The 3,041-nt window shown below is 61.7% G+C and carries 4 protein-coding genes; all 4 read left to right on the plus strand.

What is annotated here, in order from left to right; translation table 11 throughout:
- On the plus strand, positions 1-501 hold a 501-nt coding region (locus tag VIW95_RS01315; RefSeq protein WP_331583227.1), incomplete at its 5' end, for an ABC transporter permease.
- Entirely contained in the window at positions 498-1,310 is an 813-nt protein-coding gene (locus tag VIW95_RS01320) for an ABC transporter permease (protein WP_331583229.1), read from the plus strand. The genes VIW95_RS01315 and VIW95_RS01320, both read left to right, overlap by 4 nt.
- Positions 1,307-2,683, plus strand: coding sequence for an ABC transporter substrate-binding protein (locus VIW95_RS01325; RefSeq protein WP_331583231.1), 1,377 nt, complete (start codon positions 1,307-1,309; stop codon positions 2,681-2,683). Before VIW95_RS01320 ends, VIW95_RS01325 begins: the two co-directional genes overlap by 4 nt.
- A 127-nt stretch (positions 2,684-2,810) precedes the next feature.
- On the plus strand, positions 2,811-3,041 hold a 231-nt coding region (locus tag VIW95_RS01330), incomplete at its 3' end, for a carboxypeptidase-like regulatory domain-containing protein (protein ID WP_331583233.1).

The raw sequence follows: 3,041 nt of genomic DNA on the forward strand, positions 1-3,041 counted from the left end.
GTGTTCTGGCTGGGCACGATGCTGCTGATCGGGGTCGCCGCCACCATTCGCTCGTTTCCGCTCGGCGGTTACAGCGGTCCCACGAGTCTGATCCTGCCAACGCTGACGCTGGCACTCGGCTCGGCCGGCTACTATTCGCGCGTTCTTCACACCAGCCTGTGCGACGCATTCGATCAGGACTACGTGCGCACGGCGCGCGGCAAGGGACTCTCTCGTGCCCGGGTGATGCTCAAGCATGCGATGGCAAATGCCCTGCTGCCGCTCGTCACTCTTGCCGGACTCGATCTCGCGGGCCTGCTTTCGGGCGTCGTCCTGACTGAGACGGTCTTCAATTGGCCGGGGATCGGCCGTCTCGCAGCTGACGCGATCTTCAATCTCGACATTCCAGTGATCATGGGCACCGTGCTTTTTTCCGCTTTCCTGATCGTCGTCGTCAACCTGCTCGTGGACCTGCTTTACGCGTGGCTCGATCCGCGCATTCGGCTGGCGGAGACCGGATGAACCTGCGCCGCTTCGTTACGCTCGAAACCGTCGGCGCCGCGATGGTCACCGTGCTCGTAATCGTCGCGCTCTTTGCGCCGATGCTCGCACCGCACGATCCCACGATAGTCGTCGCGCCGACCTTCGGCGATCCGGGCGCGCCGTCACGCGCATTTCCGATGGGCACCGACGAACTGGGCCGCGACGTGCTCTCACGCATCATCTTCGGCGCGCGAATTTCGCTCACCGTCGGCGTCGCCGCGATGGCCGTCACGATGACCATCGGCATCGCAATCGGTCTGTGTTCAGGATTCTTCGGCGGCGCTGTCGATTTCATTCTGATGCGGTTCACTGATCTGATGCTGTCCCTGCCGCCGCTGCTGCTCGCGATGGCTCTGGTGGCGGTGTTGGGCCCGAGCCTGCGCACGATCTTTATCGTCATCGGCCTCGTCTCATGGACCTCAATCGCGCGCGTGGTGCGGGCTGAAACTCTTACGATGTCGAAGCGCGATTTCGTGGTCGGAGCCGAAGCATTGGGCGCGCCATCACGCCGATTGATCACCCTGCACATCCTGCCCAATGTCTTGCCGATCATCGTCGTGATGGCTGCGCTACGAACTTCCGACACGTTGCTGCTTGATGCGGCCCTTAGCTTCCTCGGCCTAGGAGTGCCGCCGCCAACGCCGAGTTGGGGCCGAATGATCGAGGAGGCCACGATTTACTTTCGCACCGCGCCATGGTTGGCGACTTTTCCCGGTCTCGCGATCTTCTGGGCGGTGCTAAGCTTCAATCTTCTCGGCTACGGATTTCTGCGCAGGCGTTCGCAATGAAGCGTCGAATGTTCATCGGGGCTGCCCTCGCGATTGCGTTAGCCGCGGGATGCGGCGGAGGCCCTCCGCCGCTGAATTTACCGCCGCACGCGATGGTGCTGCGGCTCGCGGATGCCGACGATGTCCCGACGCTCGATCCGGCCGCTGGCTACGACACGGTCTCCTGGACTTTCGAGCAGGCTATTTTCGACACGCTCGTGCGCTACGGCGATGGCAACATCGAGCTCGAACCCGATATCGCAACCGCTTGGGAAAGCTCGCCCGACGCGACGACTTTCACATTTCACATGCGCGCCGACGCCCGTTTTTCCGATGGCCGAAGCGTAACCAGCGACGACTTCCGCTATGGAATCGAGCGCGTGCTGAATCCCGCCACGCGCTCTAAAGGCATGGAGTATTACCGTGGTATCAAGGGCGCGGCCGACTTCGCTGCGCATCGCTCTGCGCACGTAAGCGGAATCGAGACGCCAGACAACACGACGATCATTTTCCATTTGAGCGCGCCCGACCCGATTTTCGCGCACAAGCTCGCGATGCCGTTTGCGTCGGCTATCCCGCGCGACGTCGCTGAGAAATGGGGCGACGACTTTTCGCGCCACGTTGTCGGCAGCGGCGCTTTCGTGCTGCGCGACTGGATCAGCGGGCAGCGCCTGGTACTCGTGAAGAATCCTTACTACTTCGCGAAACCATTGCCCCATCTCGACGCGATCGTCGAGTCGGTCGGCGTCAACCAGGAGCTGCAATGGCTGCGCTTCGATGCGGGCCAAATCGACGCGGTGGTCGATATTCCGCCCGCCGAATTTCCTTACGTCATGAAAACGCCGGCGCTGCGAAATTTAACCTTGGCCAAAACGACGGTTACGACCCGCTACCTCGGCATGAATTGCCAGATGTGGCCGTTTACCGACGTTCGGGTGCGCCGCGCGCTCAGTTATGCGATTGACCGCCACAAGTTGATCGCAATATTGAACGGACGCGGCGTCGTCGCGCGCGGTGTCATGCCGCCGAACCTGCCCGGCTACGACCCCGATCTTAAGGGTTACGACTACGATCCGGCGAAGGCGCGCGCATTGCTCGAAGAAGCGCATCTCGCGCACGGCTTCGATTTTGAAATCTGGATGCGCGCCGATCAGACCGCCCTGATGCTCGCGCAATCGATACAGCAGGATCTCGCGCCACTTGGTATCCACGCCAGATTGAAGCCGGTCGCGTGGGGCCCGTTCCTCGAAGCGATCCGCCAGCCGCAGACGGCGCAGTCGTACATGCAAGGATGGGAGGCCGACTTTCCCGACCCCGAAAATTTTCTCGGCGCACTGCTGACTCGCGCGCAGTGGGGCTCAAACAATCGCAGTAGAACGACGCGCTGTTTCTAGAATGCTCGTGCAATATTCGCCTGTCCGCGCGAACAGGAGTTCCTTTTCGAGAACATTTTGCGGCATTCGCGCGGGGCGCGCGAGCAGCGGCGCGTAAAATTGGTTCAGCAGTCTCCCGGGGTGCAGAATGAAACGAACTGTCCTTACTCTTGTGATCGCGACGGTGTTCGCATTCGCCGTCGCCGCGAACGCCCAATTTGCGCGGGGGCTGGGAACTCTGCAAGGAACGGTGGTGGATGCTCACGGCAAACCCGTCGTGGACGCCAGCGTGACGATTCAGACCTCTGACGGCCTGAGCCCTCACGCAACACACACCGACGCGAACGGCCATTTCGAATTCGCGCGGTTCGACGCGGGT

This window comes from Binatus sp. (SeqCode), from assembly GCF_036522015.1.
Classification (GTDB): Bacteria; Desulfobacterota; Binatia; order Binatales; family Binataceae; genus Binatus.

Bases quoted from the DNA above. Each gene is read 5' to 3' on its own strand.
- VIW95_RS01320 (WP_331583229.1), top strand. From the start codon at position 498: ATGAACCTGCGCCGCTTCGTTACGCTCGAAACCGTCGGCGCCGCGATG.
- VIW95_RS01325 (WP_331583231.1), top strand. From the start codon at position 1,307: ATGAAGCGTCGAATGTTCATCGGGGCTGCCCTCGCGATTGCGTTAGCC.